General features: G+C 64.8%; 27 protein-coding genes, 3 pseudogenes and 1 other annotated feature. Of the genes and pseudogenes, 14 read left to right on the top strand and 16 right to left on the bottom strand.

What is annotated here, in order from left to right:
• Positions 1–4: 4 nt before the first annotated feature.
• A complete protein-coding gene (locus ABID41_RS18515) occupies positions 5–1,576 on the bottom strand; it encodes an AMP-binding protein (RefSeq protein ID WP_354298444.1) in 1,572 nt (523 codons plus the stop codon).
• Positions 1,577–1,757: 181 nt separating this feature from the next.
• Here ABID41_RS18515 and ABID41_RS18510 point away from each other — a divergent pair, with 181 nt between their 5' ends.
• The gene (locus ABID41_RS18510) at positions 1,758–2,360 is read left to right on the top strand and encodes a TetR/AcrR family transcriptional regulator (protein ID WP_354298443.1); all 603 of its coding nucleotides are present in this window, start codon (positions 1,758–1,760) and stop codon (positions 2,358–2,360) included.
• Here the strand turns inward: ABID41_RS18510 and ABID41_RS18505 are convergent.
• Positions 2,269–3,219 carry a TetR/AcrR family transcriptional regulator gene (locus ABID41_RS18505; protein WP_354298442.1) on the bottom strand — a complete coding sequence of 317 codons (951 nt, stop codon included), beginning with the start codon at positions 3,217–3,219 and terminating at the stop codon, positions 2,269–2,271. The two genes, ABID41_RS18510 and ABID41_RS18505, sit on opposite strands and share 92 nt — an antisense overlap.
• Before the next feature lie 274 nt (positions 3,220–3,493).
• Here ABID41_RS18505 and ABID41_RS18500 point away from each other — a divergent pair, with 274 nt between their 5' ends.
• From ABID41_RS18500 to ABID41_RS18485, 4 genes and pseudogenes are all read left to right on the top strand, one after another.
• Complete coding sequence (locus tag ABID41_RS18500) at positions 3,494–4,171, top strand: helix-turn-helix domain-containing protein (RefSeq protein WP_354298441.1); 678 nt, start codon at positions 3,494–3,496, stop codon at positions 4,169–4,171.
• Between the two features lie 2 nt (positions 4,172–4,173).
• Positions 4,174–5,382: a type II toxin-antitoxin system HipA family toxin gene (locus ABID41_RS18495; RefSeq protein WP_354298440.1), complete on the top strand. Its 1,209-nt coding sequence runs from the start codon at positions 4,174–4,176 to the stop codon at positions 5,380–5,382.
• Between the two features lie 223 nt (positions 5,383–5,605).
• Positions 5,606–7,057 carry an aldehyde dehydrogenase family protein gene (locus ABID41_RS18490; protein WP_354298439.1) on the top strand — a complete coding sequence of 484 codons (1,452 nt, stop codon included), beginning with the start codon at positions 5,606–5,608 and terminating at the stop codon, positions 7,055–7,057.
• A pseudogene (locus tag ABID41_RS18485) lies at positions 7,054–7,911 on the top strand (DMT family transporter); the annotation flags it as partial. The gene ABID41_RS18490 and the pseudogene ABID41_RS18485, both read left to right, overlap by 4 nt.
• Position 7,912: 1 nt before the next feature.
• Here ABID41_RS18485 and ABID41_RS18480 read toward each other — a convergent pair.
• From ABID41_RS18480 to ABID41_RS18455, 6 genes are all read right to left on the bottom strand, one after another.
• Entirely contained in the window at positions 7,913–8,338 is a 426-nt protein-coding gene (locus ABID41_RS18480; RefSeq protein WP_354298438.1) for an HlyD family efflux transporter periplasmic adaptor subunit, read from the bottom strand.
• 437 nt (positions 8,339–8,775) lie between these two features.
• Positions 8,776–9,249, bottom strand: a complete 474-nt coding sequence (locus ABID41_RS18475; protein ID WP_354298437.1) for a DUF2721 domain-containing protein — start codon at positions 9,247–9,249, stop codon at positions 8,776–8,778.
• A 134-nt stretch (positions 9,250–9,383) separates the two neighbouring features.
• Positions 9,384–10,196: an SDR family oxidoreductase gene (locus ABID41_RS18470; RefSeq protein ID WP_354298436.1), complete on the bottom strand. Its 813-nt coding sequence runs from the start codon at positions 10,194–10,196 to the stop codon at positions 9,384–9,386.
• Positions 10,197–10,228: 32 nt separating this feature from the next.
• Entirely contained in the window at positions 10,229–10,642 is a 414-nt protein-coding gene (locus ABID41_RS18465; RefSeq protein ID WP_331930765.1) for a GlcG/HbpS family heme-binding protein, read from the bottom strand.
• Positions 10,643–10,763: 121 nt separating this feature from the next.
• Positions 10,764–11,786: a FecR family protein gene (locus ABID41_RS18460; RefSeq protein WP_354298435.1), complete on the bottom strand. Its 1,023-nt coding sequence runs from the start codon at positions 11,784–11,786 to the stop codon at positions 10,764–10,766.
• Complete coding sequence (locus tag ABID41_RS18455; protein WP_354298434.1) at positions 11,786–12,355, bottom strand: RNA polymerase sigma factor; 570 nt, start codon at positions 12,353–12,355, stop codon at positions 11,786–11,788. Before ABID41_RS18455 ends, ABID41_RS18460 begins: the two co-directional genes overlap by 1 nt.
• A gap of 365 nt (positions 12,356–12,720) precedes the next feature.
• Here ABID41_RS18455 and ABID41_RS18450 point away from each other — a divergent pair, with 365 nt between their 5' ends.
• Positions 12,721–15,651, top strand: coding sequence for a TonB-dependent receptor (locus ABID41_RS18450; RefSeq protein ID WP_354298433.1), 2,931 nt, complete (start codon positions 12,721–12,723; stop codon positions 15,649–15,651).
• A gap of 26 nt (positions 15,652–15,677) precedes the next feature.
• On the opposite strand, the gene ABID41_RS18445 is transcribed toward ABID41_RS18450, so the two are convergent.
• The 3 genes from ABID41_RS18445 to ABID41_RS18435 form a co-directional block, all read right to left on the bottom strand.
• On the bottom strand, positions 15,678–16,364 hold the full coding sequence (locus ABID41_RS18445) for a sensor histidine kinase family protein (RefSeq protein WP_354298432.1): 687 nt from the start codon (positions 16,362–16,364) through the stop codon (positions 15,678–15,680).
• A gap of 107 nt (positions 16,365–16,471) precedes the next feature.
• Positions 16,472–17,068, bottom strand: coding sequence for a winged helix-turn-helix domain-containing protein (locus tag ABID41_RS18440; protein ID WP_354298431.1), 597 nt, complete (start codon positions 17,066–17,068; stop codon positions 16,472–16,474).
• A gap of 83 nt (positions 17,069–17,151) precedes the next feature.
• The gene (locus tag ABID41_RS18435; protein ID WP_331930753.1) at positions 17,152–17,319 is read right to left on the bottom strand and encodes a hypothetical protein; all 168 of its coding nucleotides are present in this window, start codon (positions 17,317–17,319) and stop codon (positions 17,152–17,154) included.
• A 346-nt stretch (positions 17,320–17,665) separates the two neighbouring features.
• On the opposite strand from ABID41_RS18435, the gene ABID41_RS18430 reads away from it, so the two are divergent.
• The 5 genes from ABID41_RS18430 (at position 17,666) to ABID41_RS18410 (ending at position 22,580) form a co-directional block, all read left to right on the top strand.
• Complete coding sequence (locus tag ABID41_RS18430; RefSeq protein WP_354298430.1) at positions 17,666–18,529, top strand: LysR family transcriptional regulator; 864 nt, start codon at positions 17,666–17,668, stop codon at positions 18,527–18,529.
• A 372-nt stretch (positions 18,530–18,901) separates the two neighbouring features.
• Positions 18,902–20,530, top strand: a complete 1,629-nt coding sequence (locus tag ABID41_RS18425; protein WP_354298429.1) for a hypothetical protein — start codon at positions 18,902–18,904, stop codon at positions 20,528–20,530.
• Positions 20,527–21,126: a hypothetical protein gene (locus ABID41_RS18420; protein ID WP_354298428.1), complete on the top strand. Its 600-nt coding sequence runs from the start codon at positions 20,527–20,529 to the stop codon at positions 21,124–21,126. The genes ABID41_RS18425 and ABID41_RS18420 overlap by 4 nt, the downstream gene beginning before the upstream one ends.
• Positions 21,126–22,214: a glycosyltransferase family 2 protein gene (locus tag ABID41_RS18415; protein WP_354298427.1), complete on the top strand. Its 1,089-nt coding sequence runs from the start codon at positions 21,126–21,128 to the stop codon at positions 22,212–22,214. The genes ABID41_RS18420 and ABID41_RS18415 overlap by 1 nt, the downstream gene beginning before the upstream one ends.
• A 3-nt stretch (positions 22,215–22,217) precedes the next feature.
• A complete protein-coding gene (locus tag ABID41_RS18410) occupies positions 22,218–22,580 on the top strand; it encodes a DMT family transporter (RefSeq protein WP_354298426.1) in 363 nt (120 codons plus the stop codon).
• 111 nt (positions 22,581–22,691) lie between these two features.
• Here the strand turns inward: ABID41_RS18410 and ABID41_RS18405 are convergent.
• The 4 genes and pseudogenes from ABID41_RS18405 to ABID41_RS18390 all read right to left on the bottom strand — a co-directional run.
• A pseudogene (locus tag ABID41_RS18405) lies at positions 22,692–23,643 on the bottom strand (transposase); the annotation flags it as partial.
• Positions 23,398–23,478, bottom strand: a sequence feature (AL1L pseudoknot). It overlaps the preceding pseudogene by 81 nt.
• A 457-nt stretch (positions 23,644–24,100) precedes the next feature.
• Positions 24,101–24,412, bottom strand: a pseudogene (locus tag ABID41_RS18400) (integrase core domain-containing protein); the annotation flags it as partial.
• A 16-nt stretch (positions 24,413–24,428) separates the two neighbouring features.
• Complete coding sequence (locus ABID41_RS18395) at positions 24,429–24,782, bottom strand: hypothetical protein (protein WP_354298425.1); 354 nt, start codon at positions 24,780–24,782, stop codon at positions 24,429–24,431.
• Positions 24,779–25,024 (bottom strand): hypothetical protein, encoded by a 246-nt coding sequence (locus ABID41_RS18390; RefSeq protein ID WP_354298424.1) that lies wholly within the window; start codon positions 25,022–25,024, stop codon positions 24,779–24,781. Before ABID41_RS18390 ends, ABID41_RS18395 begins: the two co-directional genes overlap by 4 nt.
• A 143-nt stretch (positions 25,025–25,167) precedes the next feature.
• On the opposite strand from ABID41_RS18390, the gene ABID41_RS18385 reads away from it, so the two are divergent.
• From ABID41_RS18385 to ABID41_RS18375, 3 genes are all read left to right on the top strand, one after another.
• Positions 25,168–25,356: a type II toxin-antitoxin system HicA family toxin gene (locus ABID41_RS18385; RefSeq protein ID WP_354298423.1), complete on the top strand. Its 189-nt coding sequence runs from the start codon at positions 25,168–25,170 to the stop codon at positions 25,354–25,356.
• An 8-nt stretch (positions 25,357–25,364) separates the two neighbouring features.
• Positions 25,365–25,760: a type II toxin-antitoxin system HicB family antitoxin gene (locus tag ABID41_RS18380; protein ID WP_331930732.1), complete on the top strand. Its 396-nt coding sequence runs from the start codon at positions 25,365–25,367 to the stop codon at positions 25,758–25,760.
• A 346-nt stretch (positions 25,761–26,106) separates the two neighbouring features.
• Positions 26,107–26,760 (top strand): PEPxxWA-CTERM sorting domain-containing protein, encoded by a 654-nt coding sequence (locus ABID41_RS18375; RefSeq protein WP_354298422.1) that lies wholly within the window; start codon positions 26,107–26,109, stop codon positions 26,758–26,760.
• Here ABID41_RS18375 and ABID41_RS18370 read toward each other — a convergent pair.
• The coding region (locus ABID41_RS18370; protein ID WP_354298421.1) for a hypothetical protein at positions 26,705–26,886 on the bottom strand (182 nt) is incomplete at its 5' end. The genes ABID41_RS18375 and ABID41_RS18370 overlap by 56 nt on opposite strands.

The raw sequence follows: 26,886 nt of genomic DNA, 5'->3' as shown, positions 1-26,886 counted from the left end.
GATTTCAGATCTGGCGGGCGCGGCCTTCCCAGAAGGGCGCGCGGACCCGATTGCGCAGGATCTTGCCGGCCTCGCTGCGGGGAAGCGCCTCGACGAACTCCAGTCGCCTGGGCTGCTTGTAGCGAGCGAGCGCGGCCCGCGCGTGGGCCAGGATCTCGTCGGCGAGCTTCTCGGACGGCTCGTGGCCGGCCTTGAGCTGGATCACCGAGACCACCTCCTCGCCCCACTCGTCGTTGGGCGCGCCCACCGTGCAGGCGTCCTCGATCGCCGGGTGCTTGATGAGCTCGTTGTCCACCTCCTGCGGGTAGATGTTCACCCCGCCGGAGATGATGGTCTCGGCGCTGCGCCCGGTGAGGAACAGGTAGTCGTCCTCGTCGAGATAGCCGATGTCGCCCATGGTGAAGAGGCCGCCCTTGCGCGAGCCCTGGGTCTTCCCCGGGTCCTTGAAGTACTCGAAGCCCTCGGCCGGCACCTTCATGTAGATCGCGCCCGGCACGTTGGGCGGACACTCATTGCCCTCCTCGTCCAGGATGATGGCCGCGTCCTTGCTGGGTCGGCGGCCGACGCTGCCGGGCTTCCGCAGCCACTCTTCGGACTTGATGATGAACCCCGCGCCGCCCTCGGAGCCGGCATAGTATTCCGACAGCACCGGCCCGAACCACTCGATCATCGCCCGCTTCACCTCCGGCGGACAGGGCGCGGCGCCGTGCGAGACGGTCTTCATCGAGCTGACGTCGTAGCTGCGCTTCACCGCGTCCGGCAGGGCCAGCAGACGCTGGAACATGATCGCCACGAAGTGGGCGTTGGTGACCTTCTTCTCGGCGATGGTGCGCAGCACCTTCTCGCTGTCCCACTTGTCCATGAAGACCAGCGGCACGCCGTTCAGCAGCGGCCGGCGCACGTCGCCCATCAGCGGCGCGGCGTGATAGGCGGGCCCCAGGCACATGTGCAGGTCATGCTCGCGGTCGTAGTCGTGGCTGTAGGCCGGCCCCGGGTGGCTCGGCTTGTAGACCCCCTTCGGCCGACCGGTGGTGCCCGAGGTGTAGAGCATGGTGTAGCCGCGCAGCGGGTCTGGGATGTCGGTCGCATCCATCTGGCCGAGCGTGGCGTCATAGTCGGCGAAGCCGCCGATCGCCCCGCCGATGGCCACCTTCAGGCGCAGGTCCGGGCAGGACGCGGCGGCCTCCCTCGCCGTCGCCACCGCGGCGTCGGCGAACAGGGCCTTGGCCTCGCAGTCCTTGATTACATAGGCGATCTCCTCGGCGGTCATGTGCCAGTTGATCGGCGTCAGCCTCAGGCCCACCCGCATGGCGCCGCTCATCACCTCGGCGAACTCGGCGCGATTGGTGCAGAGCAGAGCCACCCCCTCGCCCGGCTTCAGCCCCGCCTCTCGGAGCAGCCGTGCGATCCGGTTGGCGTTGGCGTTGAGCTGACCGAAAGTCCGGGTGCGGCCGTCGGGATCGAAGATCGCCACCTTGTCGGGCTGAACCTCGGCCCAGACTGCATGCATCATCCCGAAGCCGATGGCGCGGGTGACCCGTTCGGCCAAGTCCAATTGCTGCTGCGAGCCGTCCATGCGCTTCCCTCCGCCTGACTGCGCCTCGCCGGTCTCTGGTCGCCGTTTTGAGGCCGAAGACGGCAGCATGCGCCCGCCGTCCAATGACACCCAGCTAAAGTTCTATTGGTGTATCCGTCAATAGCTCCAGCACGGCTCCGGCCTTCCTTCTGCGAACGGAACGAACCTGCTAGGAATGCGCATGGCCAAGCCTCAAGCCGGCGCCCGTCTCAGCCGCAGCGCCCGAGAGCGCCAGATCATGGACGGCGCCGCCCAACTGATCGTCGAACAAGGCTCCCTGCCCTTGCCCCTGGAGGCGCTGAGCCAGCGCGTCGGGATCAGCAAGGCCTTGATCTATGCCTACTTTCCGACCCAGCAGGCTCTGGCCAACCGCATCCTGCGGGAGCATCTCGAGGTCATGGCCGCGGCCCTCGAGCCGATCCTGCGCTCGGGCCGGCCAGGACGCATGGCGGCCGATTGCGCCGCGGCCTATTTCGAGCACGTGGCCCGGCACGGACCGCTGCTGCACATCCTGCTCTCCGATCCGTTCCTGGCCAGGGCGATCGAGCCCGACCTCCGGGCGCTCTATGGCCGGCTGATGCGGCGCCTGGCCATGGCCCTGCGCGAGCAGTACGGCGTGGCTCGCAGCGACGCGATCGCCGCCGTCCATATCCTCGCGGCCCTGCCCGAGGAGGCCGGCGCCATGGTGTTTGCTAAGAGGCTCGATCCGGCGTTGGGACTCTCCCTGGCCCTCGAGATGACCGAGGGCGGCCTTCAGCGCTTGCCGCCGCGCCCAGCCGCCTGACCGGCCCGTCGGGTTTCAGGTTCAAGAGCCGTTTCCGAGCGCCGTCCATGATCGCCGAGGAGAGCCGCCCGGCCGTCTCGCGGTCGATGGCCTCGCCGGCCAGGAGCTTGCCGGCCCGGTTGGCCGCTGCCCGCAGGATTTGCCAGCCCGGCGTGGCGATCGCCTCAGGCACGCCGTTTTCCTGACCCATCCGCGTAGCGCTCGCCTGCGCGGCCCAGGCCATCCGGTTGCGGTGCTCCGAAGTCAGGGTGCGGCGCAGTTCGGCGCTGGAAAGCAGGGCCTGGAGCAGGCCCCGGCGCTTGGCCACATAATCGAGGAACCCCACCGTCGCCGCCTGGGCCAGTTCGCTGTAGGTCGGCAGACCCTCCATCTTCGCCTGCTGCATCTCCGACATCAGCGCCTGCTCTCGGCGCGCCATGAAGGCCAGCAGTTCCACGACGCTGGGGAAGTAGCGGTAGGCCAACGCTTCGCTAACGCCGGCGGCGCGGGCCACCGCCTTCATGTTCACCGCATTGGGCCCGTCGCGCAGAACGAGCTCCGCAGCGGCCTCGGCGATGTGTTCGCGCCGGGCGGCCAGGCTGAGCCGGGTCTGCTCGCGCCGGGACGTTGAGCGGCGCGAGGAGATCAAGATCTCCTCCTCGCAATCGGGCGGCGCGGGCGGCAGGGGCGGTCGCGGATCGCGCCGCGACCTGTCCGCCGCGGCCCAATAGCCGCGCCGCGGATGGGGCACCAGCAGCCGGTCGCAGATTTTCGCCAGCGCATTGCCGGTGATGCCGAAATCGGCGGCGAGCTGGGTCATCGGCTTCGTCCAGGCCAGCTCATAGAGCTCCTGGCGCGTCACCCTGTGGGCTGTGTCCAATTCCGCGCTCGCTGGCAGGCGCACGAGAGGCGCGCCCTGCGCCCCTCATAGCACACAAGCCCGGAGGGCGCGCTAGCGGGCGCTCACCAAGGGTCCGCCGGACCGGATATGCGCCACCATCTCCTCGCCCAGGCTCGCAGCCGTCGCCCCAGAACAGCCTCGGCCCGCAGCGCGCCGGCGGCGAAGGCGCGGGCGGGGCCGATTCACATCGTTCTCGTTGGAGACCCCGCCCTGGACGATGCCCTTCAGGCCGGTGAAGCCGGAGCCCAGCAAGATGTCATTCAAGATATCACGTGGTGTTTTGATGCTACAAACAACATCATTGACTCGGGGAGGCTTGATGTGTGATATCACATCACATCTCTCAGTTGATGTCGAAGTCGTTATCATCATGTCCGCTTTAGCAATTCACCTCCGGGAGGCGCGCGTCGCCAAGGCTTGGTCCCAACGTGATCTAAGCGGGCGCGCTGGCATCCCGCAGGCCCACATCTCCCGCATCGAGAGCGGCGCCATCGATCCCAAGGTCTCCACCCTGCAGGATCTGGCGCGGGCGCTGGACCTTGAACTGATGTTGGCGCCTCGCACGGCGCTCAACGCTGTGGAGGCTCTGGTGCGGGAAACGACCAACGAGGACGATCGCCAGCATCTGCGGGACATCGCTACGCGCATGCACGATGCGGCGAACACCCTGCAGGCCATGGCCGGCGGCCTTAACGAGCGAGTGGCCGACGCCGCCGACGATCTTCGGAAGCTGGATCCGTCCGACGTACCGCCATGGGTTCGCAAGAACGTCCTCGCGGCGGCTATCGCGGTGGACGAGGCTTTAGAGGCGCACAGCACGCAACGCCTCGAGCCTGCGACAGCTGAGCTTCAGAAGCTTCTCACCGAAGCCCTCGCGCTCGCGGGCCGCGGCGAGAGGCGCCCTGCCTACTCCCTGGACGACGAGGACTAGCCATGGCCGGTCTTGATGTCTGGCTCGGTGAGCGTCGCGTGGGCGCGCTCACATATCTTGGCGGCGACCAGTCGATTTTCGCCTTCGACGACGCCTACGCCGATGATCCCGATCGCCCGACCCTCAGCCTCGCCTTCAAAAGCGCTTCAGGCGGCCTGCTGCGCGACGTCCGCGCGACACGGGCGCGGGTGCATCCCTACTTCTCGAACCTGCTGCCGGAAGGCCCGCTTCGCGATTACTTGGCTAAGCGCGCCGGTGTGAAGCCCACGCGCGAGCTGCATCTTCTGGCGACGCTTGGCGACGACCTGCCCGGCGCCGTCGTCTTGCGTCCACAGGACGCGCCCTTGCCGAGCGATGCTGAACCGGCACGCTTCTATGGCGGCGGCGAGGCGACGGCGCTTCGGTTCTCTCTCGCTGGTGTTCAGTTGAAGTTCTCGGCGGTCGAGAAGGCGCAAGGCGGCCTCACCATCCCGGCTCAGGGGGTGGGCGGCGATTGGATAGTCAAACTTCCGTCCACACGGTTCGCCGGCGTGTCGGAGAACGAATTCTCAATGATGAGCCTGGCCGCAGCCATCGGCATCGAGGTCCCAGCCGTGCGCCTCCTCAGTCTCGAAGAAATCGCGCGTCTACCGGACGACATTGGTCGACTGCAGGGCTTAGCGTACGCCGTCGAGCGGTTCGACCGCCCAGCCGGTGGCGTACGGGTCCACGTCGAAGACTTCGCTCAGGTTTTTGGGGTCTTTCCGGAGACCAAGTACCAGCGCGCCTCCTACCGCAACATCGGCCAAGTCCTTTGGCGCGAGACCGGGGAGACCGGCTATGCCGAGTTCGTCCGCCGCCTCGTGTTCAGCGCCCTGATCGGCAACGCCGATATGCATCTGAAAAACTGGTCGCTCATCTACCGAGACGGGCGCACCCCATCGCTCGCACCGGCCTATGACTTCGTATCGACCCTCGCCTACCTGCCCGACGACAACGCCGCCCTGAAGGTGGCGCGCAGCAAAGCCTGGACCGACTTTGGCGAGGATGAGCTCGCCGCCTTGGCGGACGGGTCCGGCGCGCCACGACGACTGACCCAAAAGATCGCCCGCGAAACCGTCTCCGCTTTTCGCCAAACCTGGGCTGGGAGACAAGCACACCTGCCGATCAGCGACGACGTTCGCGCCGCCGTGCTCAGCCAGCTTGACCGCGTTCCACTTGCTCGCACCTAGCTAGCGCGCCGGCCAAGCGCCGAACGGACCGGCTGCCGTCGAACGCCCCAGGCGACCATTGCCTCAATTCGGTGACAGGGAGCGGCGGCCTACATCAGCATGGCAATGCCCCTGCCAGGTGGGAGATCCTTAAGGGTTGCCGCCCGACTCTGTTTCACACCGCTTCACAAGACTGAACGACCACATGCCCCCGGGGGCCTGTAGGACTCCAATGGATAGATCCATGGAGGAAGCGATGGGCCGTTCTTCTCAAACTTCCCTCCTGCCAACGTTGGCCGTGGTCGGGCTTACCGGACGCTACCGCGACAAATTCGATCCGCGCACCGGCGGGTTCATGAAGCTGGTCGCCGAGGCCGGGCCGGAAGACCTAAACGCGGCGGTCGACGCGGCACATATCGCCCAGGAGGCGTGGCGGGATATGCGCCCCTCCGAACGAGGCCGCATACTCGTTGAGCTCGGCAGGGTGATCCGCGCAAACGGTGAACGGCTAGGCGAAATTGAGAGCCAAGAAACGGGAAAGCCTGCGGGTCAGATGCCGGCCCTGATCAACCTGACCGCCCAGTTTTTTGAGTTCTATGGCGGCATCGTCAACGTGATGGACGGTCAGATCATCAATGAGGGTCCCGACTACCACGTCTATACGCGGCGCGACCCATTTGGCGTGGTCGGCGTCATCCTCCCCTGGAACGCCCCGATGCATCAGGCGGCGCGCGCGATCGCCCCCGCTCTGGCGGCCGGCAACAGCATCGTAGCCAAGCCCTCGGAACACACGCCGGGATCACTAGTGGAACTGGCCCGCCTGGCAGTGGACGAAGGGGTACTGCCCCCCGGTCTGCTGAACGTCGTCGTCGGCGCCGGCCCCCCGGTCGGCCGCGCGATGGCCGCCCATCCGCTCGTCCAAAAGATCTCCTTCACCGGCAGCGTCCGCGCGGGGCAAGACCTCGGGCGGATCGCCGCGGAACGCATCCTTCCTCTCACGCTGGAACTTGGCGGCAAGTCGGCGAACATCGTATTCGCCGATGCGGACTTCGACGCGGCCGCAGCAGGATCAGTCCGCGCCTTCACATGGAACAGCGGGCAGTGGTGCGCAGCCGGCACGAGGCTCTTGGTGCAGGAGTCCATTCACGACGCCTTCGTCCAGAAGTTGGTCGCCGAGGTTGAGGCGCTGCGCGTAGGTCCCGAGCCAGACGCGACTTCAGGGCCGATGACGACCCTCGCCCAGTACGAGAAGGTTCTCAGCTACTTTGAGATTGCAGACGCTGACGGCCTGACTTGCGCTGTGGGCGGGACGGCGCTGGAAGGCGACCGTTTTGGCGGAGGCTGGTTCATCGCCCCGACGGTCTACACGGGCGTCGATAACGACCACATCCTGGCGCGTGAAGAGATCTTTGGCCCCGTCGTCGTCGTCATCCCCTTCAAGGACGAAGCAGACGCAATCCGGATCGCCAACGACAGCGACTTCGGCCTCTCGGCCGGTGTCTGGAGCCGTGACATCGGCCGAGTCCACCGCGTCGCAGCTCGTCTGGAGGCCGGTCGGATCGTCGTCAATGAATACGGCGGCGGCTTCGTCCAAACGCCTTGCGGAGGTTTCAAGTTCAGCGGCTATGGTCGCGAACAGGGGATCGAAGCACTCGGACACTATACGCAGACTAAGTCCGTCATCGTGCGGCTGTGACCAGGAGCCGTGAACGCGTTGGTCTATTCTGCGGCCTTGTCGCCGCTGTCATCTGGGGCGGCTACATCGCCGTCACCCGCCAGGGAATACAGATCGGTCTGACCGCCGCCGACCTAGCGTTCCTGCGCTATACGACCGCGGGGCTGCTGCTGCTCCCCTGGCTACTTACTCACAAGCCGATGCGGTTGGCCGACGTGGGCTGGCGCCGTGGAGCGGCTCTGGCCCTGCTGGCCGGGCCGCCGTTTGTTCTGGTCGGAGCATCCGGCTTCATCTTCGCGCCGCTCGCCCACAGCGCCGTCATCCAACTCGGCATGGTCACCTTGATGGGCATGGTCCTGTCGGCCCTACTAATCGGTGAGCGCCCCGGCCGCCAACGCATCGTCGGGATGGCCATCATCGTCGCCGGCCTGACGACAACTGCAGGCGCGGGCGCGTTCGGAGCGATGGCAGGCGCCTGGAAAGGCGACCTTCTCTTCGCCGCCGCCGGAACCATGTGGGCAGTCTTCACCGTGTTGCAGCGCCGGTGGAATATTCAGGCCCTGCCGGCGACTGCCGCTGTCTCCGTCTTGTCGGCGCTGGCGTATACGCCGATCTACTTCGCGTGGAGGGGCGCCGCCCCGCTCCTAGCGCTCGATCCCTGGGTGCTACTGCAGCAGGCCGTAATGCTGGGCGCGCTCTCCGGCGTTATCGCCCTTTTCGCCTTCTCGCGGGCCGTGGAGAACCTGGGGCCAGGGCGCGCGTCACTGTTTCCGGCCATGGCCCCAGCTGTCGCAATCCTGATCGGCGTACCAGTCGCCGGCGAGTGGCCGACGATGCATCAGATTCTCGGCTTGGCCTTGTTGTCAGCCGGTCTCGTCATCGCCCTTCGCGACCCCGCCAACGCCCGTCCTTCAGCATCACCGTCACGGTCGTCGAAAGTCCCGGCCGCAGCCGCGACAGATCAGACTGGCCCAGATCCAGCCGGATCCGCACAGGAACCCTCTGGACGATCTTGGTGAAGTTGCCAGCGCCCGGCTCGAAAGGAAGCAGCGAGAATTGCGATCCGGAGCCGGGCGCAAAGCTGACTACCTTCCCGGTCAAGGCCGGCCCATTCGATGCGTCCACCTTGATCTTGGCGGATTGCCCGACCAGCATCCGGGCCACCTGCGTCTCCTTGAAATTCGCCGTGACATAGACCGCTCCGAGCGGAACCACCCGCATCATTTGGGCGCCCGGCTGCACATACTCCCCGGGTTCGACCTTGCGGTCGCCGACAACGCCGTCGACTGGCGCGCGGATCAATGCGTGGGCCTGGTCTTGGAGCGCCAGCTCCAGCGCCGCCTAGGCGGCGGCTTCAGCCGCACCGGCCTTGGCGAGGTTGGCCTCTAGGTCGCGCGCTTGGCCCGGATCACGCCGGACTGGTCACGGTTCACATCGAATTCGGCGTTCAGGAAGGGGTGTTCTAGGGCCGCTTACCGAGCCGGCGCACTCGCTCAGGAAACTCGGCTGACCGCGCTGCGTCGGCATCGGCGCGGGCGAGGGCGACAGCGCCGACCATTGCAGCGACCATCATGGCGGCTTCGTCCGCGTCAGCTGCGGCCATCGTCTCGAGCATCCGATCTATCGGCCGATGCGCACCTTGCGCGTAGTGTTCGCGCGCGGAATCTCCTTGTCGGCGCGCAAGGCCCCGAATGGGGTGCTCGCCATTGGTTGATGGACGCGTGGGACCTGTCCCGCGCCTACTCGCCCCCTGGCATGTCGAGCTGGAGCTCCAGCATGTCGCGAGCGCAGCGGCTCTCCGAGACGAACATCGACATGGCGGCGAACATCAGCACCAGTCCCGCACCGCCGCAGCTGACGACGAGCCAGACAGACACCTCCGGATGCCCTTCGGTCGCCAGCACAGCGCCCGTCAGCCCCAGGAGGCTTGCGAGCGCAAAGACCGCCACGGCCGTGTAAAGCAGGTTCAGACCCCGCAGGAGCAGGCGAATACGCTTCTCAGCCGCCGCCGAGGCCGCCTGCGGGTTGGAATAAAGTTGCTCGAGTGCGCCATCGCCGACGGCGATCGAAGCGCGGAATTCACGCCACTGAGGGATCGCCAGTCCGTAACGCATAGTCGCGCTGTTCTGAAGGATCGCACAGGCGTTGGTCAAAATGGCCGGCCCCACGATGAACGTGAGCGCCACGAAGGGATTGCTGACCTCTGCCGCCATGGCGCCGGCCTCCTCATTGCTGGAGAAGTCTCATGTTCGGGCGACCGGACCGGCGGCGGCTGGAGACTCGGGTCGCCGGTCCGGGCCTGCGGAGGCGAAGGCGACTAAGGGGATCGCCCTCGCTCCCGACCTCATCAGATCTGGTTTTCCCAGGCGGCCAGTTGATGGTCCTTCAGCATGTCCTCGATCTTCTTCGGGACCACGTTGCGGAACTTGCCAGTGTCGGCCGGGACGATTTCGATCATCCGGTCGATCATCTCCTGCGGGTCCATCTTTCCTTCGGGCGTAGCGAAGAAATCGTCGAAGCCCTTCCGCAGGTCGGCGCGCTTGGTGAAGTTCTTGCTGTCGTCGAGCCAGCGGAACGGATTGTCGGCCATGGTCTCGTTGTAGCCGGTGTAGTAGGCGCCCGGATTGATGGTCTGCACCTTGATCCCGTAGGAGGCCAGTTCCTGCTGCATCGCCTCGGCGAAGGCTTCCAGGGCGTGCTTGGTCGAGACGTAGGTCCCCCAGTTGGCCGGAGTGAAGAGGCCGCCCATCGAGGAGGTGAACACCACCTTCTTGCCCTGGGCCTTGCCTTCGCGGACCCAGCGCTGAACCACGCCCTGGGTCAGCACCAGCGGCAGGAAGACGTTCACTTCGTAGTTCTTCCGGACCAGATCGACGGGGATTTCCCAGACGGGCCCGGCCTCGCCCATGCCGGCGTTGTTCCAGAGGATGTCGAAGTCGAGGCCGATGGCCTGCTGGATGTCGTACTGGTCGGTCAGGTCCAGCCGGTAGACCTTGATCCGATCGCTCAGGCCCAGAGCCTCCACCTCCTCGCGGAGCGGAGTGACCTGCGAGGCCACGTGAACCGTGGCGATGATGTCGTGGCCGTTCCTGGCCATGCCGATCGCAGCGCCCTTGCCAAAGCCAGAACCGGCTCCAGTGATGAGAATCTTCTTGCCCATGACGGGTCCCTTGCTTGTTTGAGATCAGTGGGTCAGGCGACGGTGGCCTGGTAGGCGGCGTAGCCGGCCCGGGCGACTTCCATGTCCTGAGCGACGGACCCACCCGAGACGCCTAGGGCGCCCAGGATCGAACCGTCTCTGTCCTTCAGTGGAATGCCGCCGCCGAACGGAGCGAGGCCGCCGTTCGTATTCTCAAGGCCGGGGGCAGGGGCGCCGGGCTTGCAGTATTCCCACACCGCCTCGCTCTCGGCTCCAAACAGAACCGCGGTCTTTGCTTTGCGCAGCGCGATGTCGATGGAGCCGAGAACGGCGCCGTCCATGCGGTGGAACGCCTTCAGGTGTCCCCCCGCGTCCAGCACCGCGACGATCACCGGCAGGCCGACCTCGCGCGCCTTGACCTCTGCGCCGTCAATGATCGCCTGAGCGATATATGAATTGATCTGCATTTGACGCTCCCTGCCTCTTGGCTACGGAGCGATCTTCACCTGTCCGCCGAGACGCCGCTCGTGCAGCGACGTGAAGGGGCGTGGAGTGACATGCCTCGGCGGTCGTCTGCCGCTGCGCCTGCTAACGGCGGGCGACGATCTCCCACTCTTGCGGACCGATCTGCACGAGCCGGACCGCATGGAGCTCAGAGATCGAGCGTCCGAAGCGCGGAAGATCGGTCGCCTTGAAACGGCCGCTGATGCGTATCGAGGCCACCGCAGGATCGCGCACGACAAGGCGACCCGCGCCCTGCCGGTTCAATTCGGCCGCAGCGTTGGCCAGCGTCACGTTGTTGAACACCACGTAGCGCTCGCGCCACGCTCCTTCGACGGCCAAGTTCGCCGCAGCCACCACGGGCGTCTTCCCCTCCGACGCGATCAGCTGTTGCCCAGGATTCAGCACGATCGGCGTCACGCCACTTCCCGCAGAACTGACAGAGACCCGGCCTTCTTCCAGGACCACCTGCACCTCACCGGGACGCAGTTGCACGTCAAAGCGGGTGCCCAACGCGACGATCGCCTGCTCGCCGGCGAGCACCACGAATGGACGCTGCGCATCATGCGCCACCGCAAAGAACGCCCGTCCGCGCGAAAGCCGAATTTCCCGCCGCGCGCTACTCATCGCCACGCTCGCTGAGCTTCTGCCCGCAAGTGTCATTTGAGTTCCGTCGGCGAGCTGGAAGGTCTGTGGCGCATCTTCAATATTGGCGAACGTCTGCTCAGGCTGGCGAACAGCAATGGCTGGAGCCACTTGGCGATCGCTTGGCAGCCACTGGGTGACGCCGACGGCGGCCACGACGGCCAACATGATCACCGCGGCCGTCGCGGCCGCCTGCAGCGCCCATTTCGGCTTCTCCGGGCGCGCAGAGCGCGCGTCCGCTCGCAACGCTGCCATAACTTCGTCGTCTACGACGCCGTCGAAATCCGACCAGGCGGCTTGGGCGTCCTCCCAAGCGGCAGCATGACTGGAATCAAGAGCCAGCCAGGCGGCGAGCACACCGGCGTCAATGTCAGCTGCGCCATCCGAGCGTCGATAGACCAGCAGCGCCGCCGCTTCGTCGGGAGACATCGCCGCCAAGCGGTCGAGGGTGAGCACCTCCCGCATCACTTCCGTCCCTTCCGGACAACACTCAGATGCTGCACGGCGCGCACCATATGCTTCTCGACAGCGCTGACCGAAATGCCCAGCTGCTCGGCCACTTCGCGCGAAGTCCGCCCTTCAAGGCGCCGCAGGATGAATATTCTCCGGGTCCTAAGCGGCAGAGCCAGCAAGGCTTCGATCGCGCCGCGAAGATCTTCCTTTGCAGCCAAGATGCGATGAGGATCTACATCCTCGTCGCCATGGCTGTCGGGATTGAACTCCACATGGGCCTCGGCCCTGCGGGCAAAGCGGCGACGCGCACGGTCGGCCAGAACATTGGCGGCGATCGCGAACACGTACCCGCCAAGATGGCCGACCGGCTCTTCACTGTCGCGAGCTACAATCCGAGCAAATACTTCCTGGACGAGGTCGTCCGCCTCGTGCGGGTCCGGCACTCGGTTTCTGAAATAGCGGGTAAGGCCGTCTCGCAGCGGCCCAGCCTGAACAGCTAAAGGTCTATCGCTCACGCCGAGACTCGCAACGCGAGGCCGGGCGTCGGCCGCTCCCCAGGCGCATGTACCGACCAGTTCCATCGATGTGAGGTCGCAACAGCCGCCGACTCCCGCATTATTTTCTTTGTTCCCTGATCGTCGAACCTCAACTCAAGAGCAAGCTCTCGACAAATCACCCTCTGCGTCACTACTCGATCACCTTGATTTTCGACAACAAGACGCCGGAGCCAATTGCCTTGCACGCCCTCGTTTGTGCCGGATGAATGGGACAATCCGCCCAAAGTCGCGCCAGACGGCTCCCCAAACAAAAAAAACAACGTTGTCTCAATTTGAAAATGATGCACGGCTGACGGCAAGAGGGGGGTGGCGTGACAGGTCGTGCAGTTGGTGTAGGTCTCGGGTTGTTTGTGCTCGCTGCGGCAGGCCCTGCGGCGGCGCAATCGGCCATGGTGCTCAATATTCGTGGCGGCTCGCTCACGGAAGCGTTGCTTCAGCTCTCGCAACAGGCCGGAATCGAGTTGCTCTTCGACCGCGAAGTAACGGCTGGCAAACAAACGCCAGGCGTTCGCGGAGCCATGCCGCCTCAGGCCGCTCTAAAGCGCCTCCTTCAGGACAGCGGCCTTATCGTGAGACGCTCGTCGACCGGCCTGTTCGTTGTCGAACGTCCGTCCGCGCCGACGCTGGCGCGCCAGGATGTCACTGTGCCCGAGGTGTTGGTGATCGGTCGCCGAAGCCAGAACGCCGACATCCGCCGCCTTGAGACCGACATCCAACCCTATCGCGTGGCCACTGGGTCCGAAATTCAACATGCCGGCCGCGACAATCTCGATCAGTACTTCGCCAGCCGCGTTCCGTCGAACACGACGACCGTAAGCCCCAGTCTTGACTTCAACGGGGCGACCAATTCGCAGATCGATCTGCGAGGGCTCGGCCCCGAGGCGACCCTGGTCCTCATTGATGGCCGGCGCATGCCCGGCATCCCTGCGCAGGTCCAGGGCTTCCTGCAGCCTGACCTGAACGCCTTGCCCCTGCACGCCATCGATCGCGTGGAGGTGCTTACAGGCGCCGCGGGCGGAATCTATGGCTACGGAGCTCAGGGCGGCGTGGTCAACATCGTCCTGGCGCGTGGGCTAACGGGCGTCGAGCTGCATGCTGCGGGCGGCGTGACATCACGCGGCGACGCGCGACAGATCACGCTTGAAGGGCGCATCGGCGCATCGCTCAATGATGGGCGTACCGACCTCATGCTGTTCGCGGCGGGCTCGCAGGCAGAGCCCCTCCTAAACGGCGAGCGCGACTTCGTTGCTCGCGACGCCAAGCTCAACTCCGATCTGGCTCCACAACAATCGAACAAGACGGGCGGCGGGGCGGTGTTCGTCACGAGCCTGAACTCCGGCCCGCTTGTACTCAAGCCGGCATACGGCGGCGAGACGCTTAGTTCCACCTTCAGCTATCTGCCCCCCGGTCTGTCGGGAAACTCCTCGGAGATCGCCCAAGCGATCGCTCTGAACGCCGGCAGAATCAGCTCTGAGCTCTCCGAGGGAGCTGCTGCTAGCCAACTCAGCTCGACGCCGCGAACAGCGGCTATCCTCGCCAATGTTCGTCATCGCTTCGACGGCGACGTAGAGGCCTATGCCGACGCGGTCATGCTCTGGAATCGTGGGCGCTATCGCTGGCGGCAGGTCGACGGTTTCGGCAACCTTCCCGCCACCTCCCCGCTCAACCCCTTCACGCAGGCCATTCAGGTCACCTACCCAATCGAAGCCGCCGAAGGCGAACGGACGACCGAGATCGATAGCGCTCGCTACGCCGTTGGCGTCGTTGCTCCACTGCCTCGGGGATGGCGCGCAACAGCGGAAGCCGCTATCGGTTCAGCGCGGTACGCATACGCTGAACGCAAGCCGTTCTACGGAAGGCCCTTCGTCGCAAATGCGCCCCCCGTCAGTCCATTTGGCGACTGGGAAGCGTTTCAAGCCGCACTGATCCCGGGCATTGGAACCACGCTGCGCGCTCTGACGCTGGAGACCGAGCTGCGGAACCTTTCCTTGCGCCTGGCCGGGCCGGTGTTTCAGACACCGCATGGGCCCGCGACACTATCCCTGCTGGCGGAAGAGAACACAGAGAGCGTGCCCGCCTACGACGTCGTAACCGGGTCGGGCGCAACCTCCACCGTTTCCACGATCGCCGCCCGCCGAACAGTGACGACGTCCCTATATGGTGAATTCAGAGCGCCGGTTTTCGGACCGCAAGCCACGCCCTTGCTCCGGAACTTGGAGGTCCAGTTGGCGGTGCGCGGAGACAGCCAGGCCGACGAGTTTGCCCGCAACCCCTACGCGCCCGACAGCGAGCGGCTCGACCATCGTTACACTGACGCCTCCTTCACTCTCGGGGCCAAGGTCACGCCGGCGCAGTGGCTGGCCCTACGGGCAAGCTACGCCACCAGCGCAGCACCGCCGTTGATGGGCGAGTTGCTCCAAGCGAAATCGCAGACGCGAACTTCAGATCCCCAACGCGGCGGCCCGGCCGAGACATTCTCACTGACCTCCGGAGGGTCGCTCGATCTGCAATCGGTCAAGGTCGATACAGCATCGTTCGGCGTGATCTTGACGCCACTCGGCGAAGAGGGTCCCCGCCTGACCGTCGACTATTCCGGTATTCGCAAGACGCGCGGAATCTTCGCGCCGGACATGGCGACTATCCTCCAATTCGAGCACCTTTGGCCGCAACGCGTCACCCGCGGCCCGCTGACGGACGCCGACCGTGCGCGAGGTTACACCGCCGGCCCAATCGTTGCGCTGGATGCGAGGCGAGACAACTCCGCCCGCGCCGAGTTTGACATGATCGACGCGAGCCTGGATTGGCGGGCGGCGCTGCTAGACGGCAGGCTGCGCGTCTATGGCGAGGGCGCCTACTATCTCCGCCAGCGCAGCATCACGCCCATTGGGTCGAGCGTGAACAAGGTCAATTATCTTACAAGCCCGCTGGCGCAACGGGCGAACCTCGGCGCCGACTGGAGCATCGGGCAAGTCACCGTCGGCGCGAACATGCAATACTTCGGCAGCTATCGCATTATCCCGCCGGCGGAGGACCAGGATCCCACCCTCATCGCCGCCGCAAAAGCGATCCAAGGCTCAATGAGGGTGCCCGCTCAAACCTATGTCGATCTCAATGTCAGCTGGCGCGGTGAGCTGCCGCTGGCCAGCGCGGCTCGAGAAATCAAGGTTGATCTTGGAGTGATCAATGTGTTTGACCGCGCGCCCCCTCGCGAGAGTAGTCTCGCTGTCTTCCAGACCCTTGGGCTGGCGACGTCCGGCTACAGCCGCTACGGCGACCCGAGACGACGTCGATTCCTGCTGACCGTATCAGCGATTTTTTAGAGAACCCGGCCGACGTCCCCGCACCGTCATAGCCATTGAATGTCAGCGCCGTGGTCGAAGCGTTCGCCAACCACATTGCGATCGCTTCTGGGCTCCGCCGCCGGAAATACCAAATCGACGGAACCCCCCCAGCTTCCCGCAGACCAACAGATGCTGCCGCCGAGCTCTCGCGCAAGTCGGCGGATGATGCGGCGGCCGTTGCCCGGCGCAAACAGCTCCAACCCAGCCCCCTCGCCACTCACTCGGCACAAGATCTGTCCGTCCGCATGGCGTAAGCAGATGTGAAGGTCGCCCGCCCGCTCGGTGAAGCCGTGTCGAAGCAAATTGCAGATTAACTCCGATATGACCAGACCGACACGCCAACAGCGGCTCGCCGACAGATCCACGGCATCTGCCGACAGCGACAGCTTGACCCCACGCGGACGAAGGCGCGCCACGGACAAGGCCAGGCAAACGCCTTCCAGATAATCGGCAAGATCTCGTTGTCCTGACGGCGGCGCGCGCAAGGCATGGTGAGCCGCAGCATAGTCGTGCAGCGTGTCGGCGGCCCGCACGAGGGCGCGGCGTCCCACGACGTCGTGCGTATCCTGAGCGGCGGCGGTCAGGGACGCGATCAATTGCGCGTACTCGTTGATCACCCGGTGGCAGATTTCCTCAACGAGCAGGAACGCATCGCCGGGCCCTGTATCGACAGCACGCCCTGAAACTGACAAGGGACAATCCTCTCTAGGCATATCGAGTTGACATCGGGCGATCTGAGGACGGGCCTTCATTGATATCCGGCCAAGACCGCACTGCGCTCGCCCCGCAAGGTGGAGCGCTATCTGGGGAGCGCCCGCGCGCTGTTCAGTGGCTGACGCGCAGCCGCTCCTAGGCGCAGCTCGCGCTCGACTCCGAGTTCACGCCTCATCTGACAGAGCTCGTCGAGCACGGAGCGAAGCAGAGACCGCAGGCCCTCAGCCTCGGCGAACTCTCGCATCTGCTCAGGCCGCGTCACCCGAGGCGTCGGCCACTCCCGATGCTCGCCCTGAGGCGCGACTTCGGCGGCTAGCAGGTAGCCGCGCCCGGGCACAGTCTTGAGCAGATCGCGATGCACGCCCAAAGCCTTGCGGACTTGCGATACCTGAGAGCGGAGATTGCTCTCATCGACAATCGTCGTCGGCCAGACCTGACGCATGATGGTCTCGCGCTCGACGACGGCCCCCTGCGATCTCAGCAGTATGTGCAAGAGGTCGAAGGCGCGGCTGCCGATCTCCACCGGCCTGCCCTCGCAAAGTAAAATTCGAGCTGCCGGCATGAGGCGGAACGTGCGGAAGCAGAGCGCAGTGTCCGCGAATGCGATGACGCTTCCAGGCTGATAGATCGGGCCGCTGTGAACGTCAGACCTGTTCGCAGCATTCACCGCCGTGGCGTTCATGTTCAGTCCCCTCAGAGGTCTGCCCATGAGGTCGCGCGCCAACTGGAAACCCGCACCGATCCGTTCGAAAATTTTTCAGCCGGTCAGCGCCCATCCTCCTTGGCGCGTCGCTTCGCGGCGCGCCGGGCGTCGACCCGCATAGCGATCAAAATCTCATCATCGTCGCCGTCATCAAAATCATTCCAGGCGGCGTTGACGTCAGCCCACGCTACCCGGTTCGCTGCATCGATCGCCAACCAACGCTTCAGCACGTTTGATCCGGCCACAGCTTCAGTCTGCCTATCGCGAAGGAGGGCAGCGGCCTGGTCAGGTTGCATCCTCAAGAGGCGATTGAGGCTTACGCCGTCGCGCACTAGGCCCAAATCTCGCATGCGCGGCTCCGTTTTTGGAGCAAATCTGACGTGGCGTTTTCGCCGTTGATAGAGCCGAGTCACGCAACCCCATGTTGCTGACTACGCGACACGATGGCTGTCAGCATGCTGATAGCTTCACAACGATTCACACCGCTCCGCAGTGCTGAACTCGATCATGCGCCGGGGCCGCGCTAGAGTTTCGTGGCCTTGTCACCGAGGTTCCCATGACAGTCAGGCGTCCGGCATGAGGCTGGAGGACGTGCAGACCTTCGTCGCTGTTGCAGAGGCCCAGGGGATCACCGGCGCGGCGCGGCGACTCGGCATTTCGAAATCGGTCGTTAGCCGACGCCTGCTGCGCCTGGAAGAGGCGCTGAAGGTTCGCCTCGTGACCCGTACCAGCCGGGGGGCATTGATCACTGACGCTGGAGAAACATTCCGCGAGCACGCCATTCGTATCGCCAACGAGTGCGACGCGGCGCAGGAGGCGCTTTCCACCCACGGGGAGCTCAAAGGGCGACTTCGGATCGCCGCTCCCAACTCCTCCGGGTCGTTGGAACTTGCGGTCGCCATCGCAGAGTTCGCGATCACACACCCTGCGCTTCACGTTCACACCTCCTACAGCGACCGCATCGTCGACCTTGTCGGTGAGGGCTATGACGTTGCCCTTCGCGTCGGATTCCTGGCTGATTCAGCGCTGATCGCACAGCGCCTGAGCGCGATTGACGGCCGGATGGTCGCCAGCCCGTCTTACCTGGCGATGAGAGGCGAACCTGCCAGCCCCGATGACCTGATGAACCACGACATGATCTCGCAGGGAACCGAGACCTGGCCGCTGCAACACGGTGACCGGGTGATCGTCGCGCGCCCCCGAGCAAGGTTCACGGCCGACAGCGGACAAGCTCTGGTGGACGCGGCGATCGCGGGTCTGGGAGTGGTGATGCTGCCGGACTTCCTGGCCGACGAGCATATCGCGACCGGCCGGCTGCGGCGCGTAATGTCAAATTTCCCCATGCCACAGGCGGCTCTATTCGTTGTCCGCCCACCTGGACGCCGTGCCCCGCGCAAAGTGTCCGCGCTCATTGAGTTTCTTCGCCAGCGCCTACCTTGAAGCGTTAGTGCGAGCGCTCGGCGTCCACGGGACCCCGGCCTTCCTAGTCAACGATCAGATGATCGCCGGCGCGGACACCGCCGCACTGGAGCGGGCGATCGCCGCTGCTCGGTCGGGCGCGCCGTCGCGACTTGGGCCCATGGCCGCTGGGCGATGATGACGGCCACGCTCGCGCAGCCATCACACCTTACGGGCGAGTGGTGATCTCTGATCCGCCCAGCTGTATAGCTTCCCTCTGAGCGAATCTCGTGCATCCGCGTGGGCTGCGACGCCGACGGCATTGAGGGATCTGAAGTTTTGACAGAACAACTCCGCAGATGGGGGGCGAGGGCCATTCAGGCTGCGACTCTCTGCGCTGGCGCTGGCGTCTTCTTGTTCTACGTCAATCGCTTGTTTCCAGAACTTCCGCTCTATGCTGGGGACGAAGGCGCTTATCTCATCCGCGCTCTCTACGGCGATCGGTTGCTGAGCCATCCGGACGCTTATCGGCAACTGCAGTCGGTCGACAATGCCGTCTACTTCTTCCTGATGCGGCTAGTCGATGCCCTGTCCCTCAATGTCCTGTCCTGGTTGAGACTGATCGGCGCGGCCAGTTATTTCGGCGGTTTAGGGCTGCTCTACACCCTTGCGGTCAAGGCGTGCGGCCGAACGACCGCGCTCGGCTTTCTGCTCATCGCCGCCCTCTTCCCGTTCTATCGGTTCGTCTTCACCGCGATGCCCGAAGGCCTGTTCATTGGCTTGCTCTGTCTCATCGCCTGGGTGCTGCACCAAACCTACCTGTCGCGGCCGCGCCTGAACGCGATCATCGCCGGCGCGCTGATCGCCATCCTGGTCCTGCTCAAACCGCACGGCCTGGTGGCGGCGATCTCCTTCGTCGTTGTGAGCTTCATCGACACCTGGCTGAGAAAGGGGACTTGGGCATCGCTGGGCGGACGTTTGATCCTGTTCGCCGCAGCCTTCATGGCCACCGGAACGGCCATCGGCCTTTTGGCCGATCGCTCCTTGCCGGCGGCGCTGTTGTTCTTCCAGGGTTCATACTACGGCCAGCAACTCAGCCACGCGCCCGGTCCAGACAGCCTGTTCGTCGCCCTTCTGGCTGCAGGTTCGATGGTCGCCTGGTGTGCGGTCTTGATGGCCGTGCCGGTGCTGGCGGGGCTGCGCAAGCCTGTCCTGCGGCTACTGGGCCGTACTGAGGAGCAGCTTGACCAAGGTGACGTCGTCTTCCTCTTTGTGCTGCTCTGCGCGGCCGGCGCCATAGCGATGGTGACGATCTTCGCCTTCAAGGTCTCGTTCATGGTCATCGAGACTCGGCGAATTTGGGGACGGTACTTCGAGTTCTATACGCCCTTGCTCTGGCTTCTGGCGGCGGGGCCGCTTAGCCGCTGGGAGGCGGTTTCCAGATGGCGCGATCGCCTGCCGGCGGCCGTTCTAATCCTTCTTGGGGCCTGCGGGTTGCTGCTGGTCTTCGCCCTGGGCGTACAACTCTTCCCGTGGGACGGAACGGCCATCGAGGCGTTCACGACCCCTGAGGCCGTGCGCTTTCCTTTCGGGTATCTCGGCGGCTCAAGGCTGCTGGCTTTCGTAGCCACGGTGGCGATCGCCGCCGCCACGCTTTTCGGTGTGCGCCTTCGAGTCGCCTGGCCGGCTTACTTCGTGATCCTCGGCTTGCTGTCGACCCGCAGCGACGATGCATGGGTCGGCGAGCTGGCGCGGCGCAATAGGGCCGTGGAACATGAGCTCCATATCGCCCGCAACTTGACGGCCGGCTCAAAGACCCTGGTCATCGCCAGCGACATGAACGATGGGCACATTGCCTTCCTTCGTCTCGACGGTCGCACAAGCGTGGTCGTCGATCCGGGCGCGCCGCCGCCAGAGCTTACGCGCGGCTATCGCCATCTCGTCGTGCTCCGAGACCGACCTGTCGGAGAGCAATGGTCGTGGTCGTTCAGGGGCGAGGCTTTGAGCATCTATGATCGCAAGATGGAGAAGACAGCACCATGAGGAGGCTGCTCAGCGCCGGTCTCGCGCTGTTGATGCTCAGCGCATGCGACAAGCCCAATGCGCCGGAAGTACAGACGACCTGGTCTAAGGTCGAATGGGACGACGCTGTCAGGACCTTCCGCTTCGACGGCGAACAGGCGGAGGTCATCAGAATCTGGGATTTGGCGCGCGATCCTTCCGGCGTGGAGGTACTGAATGCGCTTGGCGGTATCCGCCCTGGCGATGGCTTGGCAATCTATGGCACGATGCCTGACCCCGGCCTGCGCACGGATGGCGCCGTCGGCGTAAGAGGCGCCGAAGGCGGCCTGTTGGTCGTGCGCTTAACGCGCCTTAAGGATGCCGGGCCCTGGGATGGCTCGATGTTTTACTCCACCGCCAAGCACGGGGAGTCCGCAAGGTTCACGAACCGGCCGCTGCGAACTGAACCTCCTCGGCTGGGGAGGACTACGATCCTTGTCTACGACATGAGCGCCGCACCGGTAGGCGCGCGCGACTGGCGCAAGTCGGTCATCAAGCGCCTGCGTGTCGATCTGGACGCCAACGGCGGCGGCGAGGTAGTCGTCCACCAGATCGCGCTCGTCCGGGAGCCGGGCTGATGGAACTGAAGCGACCGGCTGCGTCGCCGATGACGGCCAGTGCAACCCATCCGGTCGTGCTCGCCGGCCTGGCTGGCCAGGACGACGCGGGCCTGCAAAGGGCGCTGGCCGGCGCACGGGTCTGGATCGTCATCCCATGCTATAAGGCCCGGGCCCATATCCTACGAGTCATCGCCAAGATTCCGCGTTGGGTCGAAGGCGTGGTCTGCGTCGACGACGCGTGTCCGCAGAACACGGCGGGCCTGCTAGAGATGCAAAAGGACCTAGACCCACGTGTGGCGGTGCTGCGTTTGACCGAAAACCAAGGCGTCGGCGGGGCCGTCCTGGCTGGATACGCCGAGGCCGAGCGGCGAGGCGGACGGATTCTCGTTAAGGTCGATAGCGACGACCAGATGGACCTAGGCTACCTGTCCCATCTCGTCACCCCGATCCTCCTGGGCGAGGCCGACTACACCAAAGGCAATCGCTTCACATCTGTCGGCCACCTCGGACCGATGCCGAGAATCCGCATCTTCGGAAACGCAATGCTCTCCTTTGCCGCCAAACTCTCGACAGGGTACTGGGGGATTTTCGACCCGACCAACGGCTTCACCGCCATCGAGGCCAGTGTCGCGCGCCAGATACGCGACAAGAAGGTTGCGCGTCGCTTCTTCTTTGAAACCGACATTCTCTACCACCTGGGAACCTTACGTGCAGTCGCACGCGACGTGCCGATCCCAGCCCGCTATGGCGATGAGATCTCCAACCTCCGCATCCGCGACGTGGTGGGGCCGTTTGCATTCAAGCATGGGCGCAACTTCCTGGTGCGCATCGCGGGCCAGTACTTCTTCCGCGACTTCAATGTCGCGACGGTGGAGATGGTGCTCGGCGCGCTGCTGCTCGCCTTCGGCTCTGTCTACGGGTTACATTGGATCGCGCTCCGCGACCCCGGCGATGTGGCTCCCGCTGGCGTAGTGATGGCCGCCGCCTTACCGGTGATCATCGGGGTGCAATTGCTGCTGCAAGCGCTCAACTTCGACGTCATGAACACCCCGACCCGCGCCATCCATCCCTATCTGCGCGCGCTGGAACGAATGGGGAGCGACTGACCGATGCATTGGAGGGACGCCGTTCTTTGCTCGGTCTTCGCCGTCGCCCTGCCGCTTGGCCAGGTGATGTTCAAGTATGCCTCCATCTACAATACTCGGCTCGATGGGCCCTTCCTGTTAAGGGTGCTTCAGAACTGGCCGCTTCTTGGCGCCTTCGCCTGGTACGGAGTGACAGCGCTTTTCTGGTTTTACGTGCTGACCCGCGTCCCGCTCTCCAGCGCCTACGTTTTCTCCCTGGTCGGGTCGGCGCTCGTTCCCATTGCGGCCTGGGCGCTTTTCAAAGAGCCGTTCAATCCGGCCATGCTCGTCGGCTACGGCCTGATCCTCGCCGGCTTCTTTGTGGTTGTGAGCCAAACCACCCCCTAGCAGCGATGGCGCAGGCCTAAACGTGAGCGGGGCGAGACATTTGGCCCCTGCGGAGGCGAAGCGGATTTCCACCTCAACAGGGCGCAACGTGAGTTGTCGAAAACGCTCAGCTTAGTCAGATTGAACCGCGCTGGGTTTGCCGGAGGCCGATTGGTTTGAGTACGCAGCCAAAGACGTGGCGTCCAGGCTGGTGTAATAGAGTTCCTCGGCTTCCGCCGGTGGGATGTTGCCGATGGGCTCGAGCAGGCGTCGGTTGTTGAACCAGTGGACCCATTCGAGGGTGGCGAACTCGACGGCCTCGAAGGAGCGCCAGGGCCCACGCCGGTGGATCACCTCTGCCTTGTAGAGACCGTTGATCGTCTCAGCCAAGGCGTTGTCGTAGCTGTCGCCGACACTGCCGACCGAGGGTTCGATGCCGGCCTCGGCCAGGCGCTCGGTGTACTTGATGGACCCGTATCGCGACCCGCGGTCGGAATGGTGGATGAGGCCGCCCAAGCGTTGCGGACGCCGCTCGTGCAAAGCTGCTCCGGGGCGTCGATGACGAAGGCGACGTAGACGAAGCCCGCCCAGGTGGCGACATAGGTGAAGTCCGACAGCCACAGCCGGTTCGGCGCCGGGGCGTGGAACTGGCGGTTCACATGGTCGAGCGGGCAAGGCGCGGCCTTGTCGCTGATCGTGGTCCGGACCGGCTTGCCGCGGATCACCCCCTGCAAGCCCAACTCGCGCATCAGCCGCTCCACGGCGCAGCGGGTGACCGAAAAGCCCTCTCGCCGCATCTGCCGCCAGACCTTGCGCACGCCATAGACCGCGAAGTTCTCGGCGAACACTCCCGGTGATCGTCGATGAAGCCGATCATCGCTTGAACGGGCGGTCGAGCTCCGCCCAGGCGAAATAGGCCGACGCCTTGCGAAGGATCTCGTTGGCTTGGCGCAACTCGCGGTTCTCCCGCTCAAGCGCCTTCAGCCGCTCGGCCACATCGCTCGGCACGCCGGCCCGCTTGCCGGCGTCAACCTCCGCCTTCTTCACCCACTCGTTCAGCGCTTTGGGCGGTGCAGCCGATCTTCAATCGCCAAACGCAAATTTGCCAGGGATCCTGAAGGCCACGAACGCACCCACGCAAGCGCCGTGCATGGCTTTAGGCATCGCGTCGCCGGTTGCGCGGCCCCCCGCTCCGTTCTCCCCCGCGACACCCTGCCTCCGAGGCGAGGTTGCGATCCTTGGAGAAGGACCGCTGCTCAGTGGGAACAGCCTTTCCACCCATTCCCGCAATGGTCCGACGCCTGCACCGCCCGGAATTCTAGATTCACGCGACAAAACACCTCCTCTGGAGTCTCCTCCAGAAGAGCAAGTGGAAGATACCGATCACCAGACAAGGTGGCGGCACAGATCGAGGCGGCCAAGGCCGCTCAGGCCAAGTCCTAACCGATCACAATCATTCAATCAGAGCCCGCCCTAACCGGCGGGCTTTTTTCGTGAGAGCGGCGAGTTCCCTGGTGACCTGCCCCCTTCTGGTCCCTCGATCATTGTGAGAGCCCAGGGGGTTGATAGTTGATCTCCAGCGCCGGCGGTAGCGGCCGGCCGGTGGAGCTGATCAAGTTGCGCAGCCGGCCGGCCGCGGGGTTCAGCCGCATGGTTTCCGGCGTGAGGCCGCCATGGGCCGAGTGCGGGCGCACGTGGTTGTAGTCGAGCCGCCAGCGCTCGATCACGGCGCGGGCCTCGGCCCGGTTGGCAAAGACCTCCTCGTTCAGACACTCGTCGCGCAGCTTGCCGTTGAAGCTCTCGACGAAGCCGTTCTGCTGCGGCTTGCCCGGCGCGATGTAGTGCCAGTCAACGCCGGTGGGTCGGGGGTCATGGGCGGCCCTCCTGGCCGTCGCCAGGCGAGGCTGGGCCGTCCTGGTCAATGGTGACGTGGATGCCGTCGCGCCCGCCGTGCAGATCGACGGCGATGCGCCAGATGGCCGCGAGGGCCACGAGGATCAGCACCTCGCAGCCAACGGCCAGGATCAGCAGGTAGAGGATTTGCCGGGCCTGGTGCTCAGGCTTCCACGGCCCAAGTGCGATGAGATACCCGGCGACGAAGACCGCTACGGTCATGGCGACGCCGGCCCCAACCCGCGCCCAGACCTTCACCAGGGCCGGGTCGGTGATGGCTCTCCACAAGGCGGAAAACGGGGCCGGGCGGCGCTTGAACGGGCCGCTCACCGGCGCGTCTCCGCGGCGTCCATTTTCCGTTCAATGCGCTGGGTGCTGGCCTCCATGGCCTTGAACCGCTCGTCCAGGCGGGCGACCGTCTCGGCCACCTGGCGCGCTGGAGCAACGTCGGCCTCCAGCTTGTCCACGCGGCCGCTCATCGTCGCAGCCCACCAGAGACCTCCGGCAAGCTGCAGGACGATGGTGATCACGATCCCGATCAGGGCCGTGTCGATCTTTCGAGGATGGGGCAAGCGATCGCTGCCTGGTTCAAGGGACATGGGCCAGACACTCCGGAATTTAGAGGGGACGCGGGCGGCTAAGGCGCCGCCTGACTAGTGTGTATTGATGTGGATTTCAGTTGACCGGCACTAGTCCAGTGTGTATCGCTACACACATGAACAGCCGCGACATCATTTCCGCCCTGATCGCCGACGGCTGGTACGAGGTGGCCCAGAAGGGCTCGCATAAGCAGTTCAAGCACCTGACCAAGCCGGGCCGGGTGACGGTCCCTCATCCGAAGCGGGACATCCCGACTGGGACGCTCCGCTCCATCGAACGCCAAGCTGGCATATCCCTTAGATAGGCAGAGAGATGCGCAACTATATCGCCCTGATCCATAAGGACGCCGACAGCGATTACGGCGTCTCGTTTCCCGACTTTCCCGGCGTGATCACCGCCGGGGCCAACCTTGACGAGGCCCGCGCCGAAGCGGCCGAGGCCTTGGCCCTGCATGTGGCTGGTATGGTGGAGGATGGCGAGGCTATCCCCGAACCCTCCAACCTGGAGAGCGTCATGCTGGATGCCGAGAACCGTTCGGCGGTGGCCGTCCTAGTCCCCCTGAACGACAGCCCGGTGAAGACCGTCCGCGTCAACGTCACCCTGCCCGAGCCGGCGCTGAAGGATATCGACGCCTATGCCGAAGGGCACGGGCTCACCCGGTCGGGCTTCCTGCTCCAGGCCGCGCGTCGTGCGATGGAAGCGGCGTAGCGGTCACCGTTCGGAAGGACTGCCAGCGCGATCGCTGTAGCTCAGGTCGTTCAGCAGGGATCAGTAGAGCTCGTAGAGCGAGCCGTTTGTGCTGGCCGGTCGATGTCCGTCAGGGTCACGGTGGCGTCGTTCACGTAGGTGGGCGAGGATAAACCGGGGTGCGGTCGCCTTCTCGCCTCTTACGGTGACCCCGGCCGGCGTCAGGAGGCGCGCAGCAGTGCTCAGGCCGTCGTGCATGGCGGCGTTCTCCGAATTTTAGCAGGTGAGACGCTCGCCCGTTGGGAGAACGCTGGTTGACAGTCCGGGCCCCTGGGCGTTGGTTAACGCCACTCTGGCGAGAGTTACTATGAAGAAGCTGTTGGGCACGCTCGCGGGCGCTGCGGTGCTCGCGTGGTCGGGTGTGGCGACGGTCGCGCACGCAGCGGTGCTGCTCCAGGGGGTTATTGCGCCTTACAGTGAGGAAGATCCTCGGCTGTATGTCGGCGGTGCCTGGCTCGGCGGTGCACCGGGATTCTACCGCTTCACATCTGACGCAACGATCGCAGCTTACGACGATTTTTCAGCGACCCTCATGTCGCGAGAATACAAGTATAGCGACGATTTCACCGCATGGGATGGCGCGTCGCACTTTTGGCCGATTCCGTGGGAGGCGTCGGGGGTTTCCGCCCCCGTGTTTACCCAAACACCCAACGGCTTCACTTTGTATATCGAACTGCCACCTGACACGCAGACGCACTCCAATGGCTGCTATTTCTACGATAAGCCCTGCGGTTATTGGCAGTACGAGGAATACCGTCTTGATCTTTACATGATCATGTTGATGGAGCCGGGCAGCGCCGGAAAGACTTACACCTTAGAGCACTTCGATCGGCCCCCGACCGCCGTCCCTGAACCCGCCACGTGGGCGATGATGAGCATCGGCTTCGGTCTTGTGGGCTCCGGGCTCAGGAGAGCGCGAGGACAGCGGCGAGCGCCGCTGCGCTCTCTGCCGGCGTCTTGAAGTCCACGATGACCCGGCCCTTGGTTTTCAAGGGCCCGATCTCGGCGAGCCGTCGCGCAGCCTCGGTTTCGCTCAGCCCTTGAAGGTCCACGCTCATCGGCTTGCCTTTCACGACCCTGGCTATCA

The organism is Phenylobacterium koreense (assembly GCF_040545335.1).
GTDB classification, from domain to species: Bacteria; Pseudomonadota; Alphaproteobacteria; order Caulobacterales; family Caulobacteraceae; genus Phenylobacterium; species Phenylobacterium koreense.
This window is presented reverse-complemented; position numbering and strand designations above follow the sequence as displayed.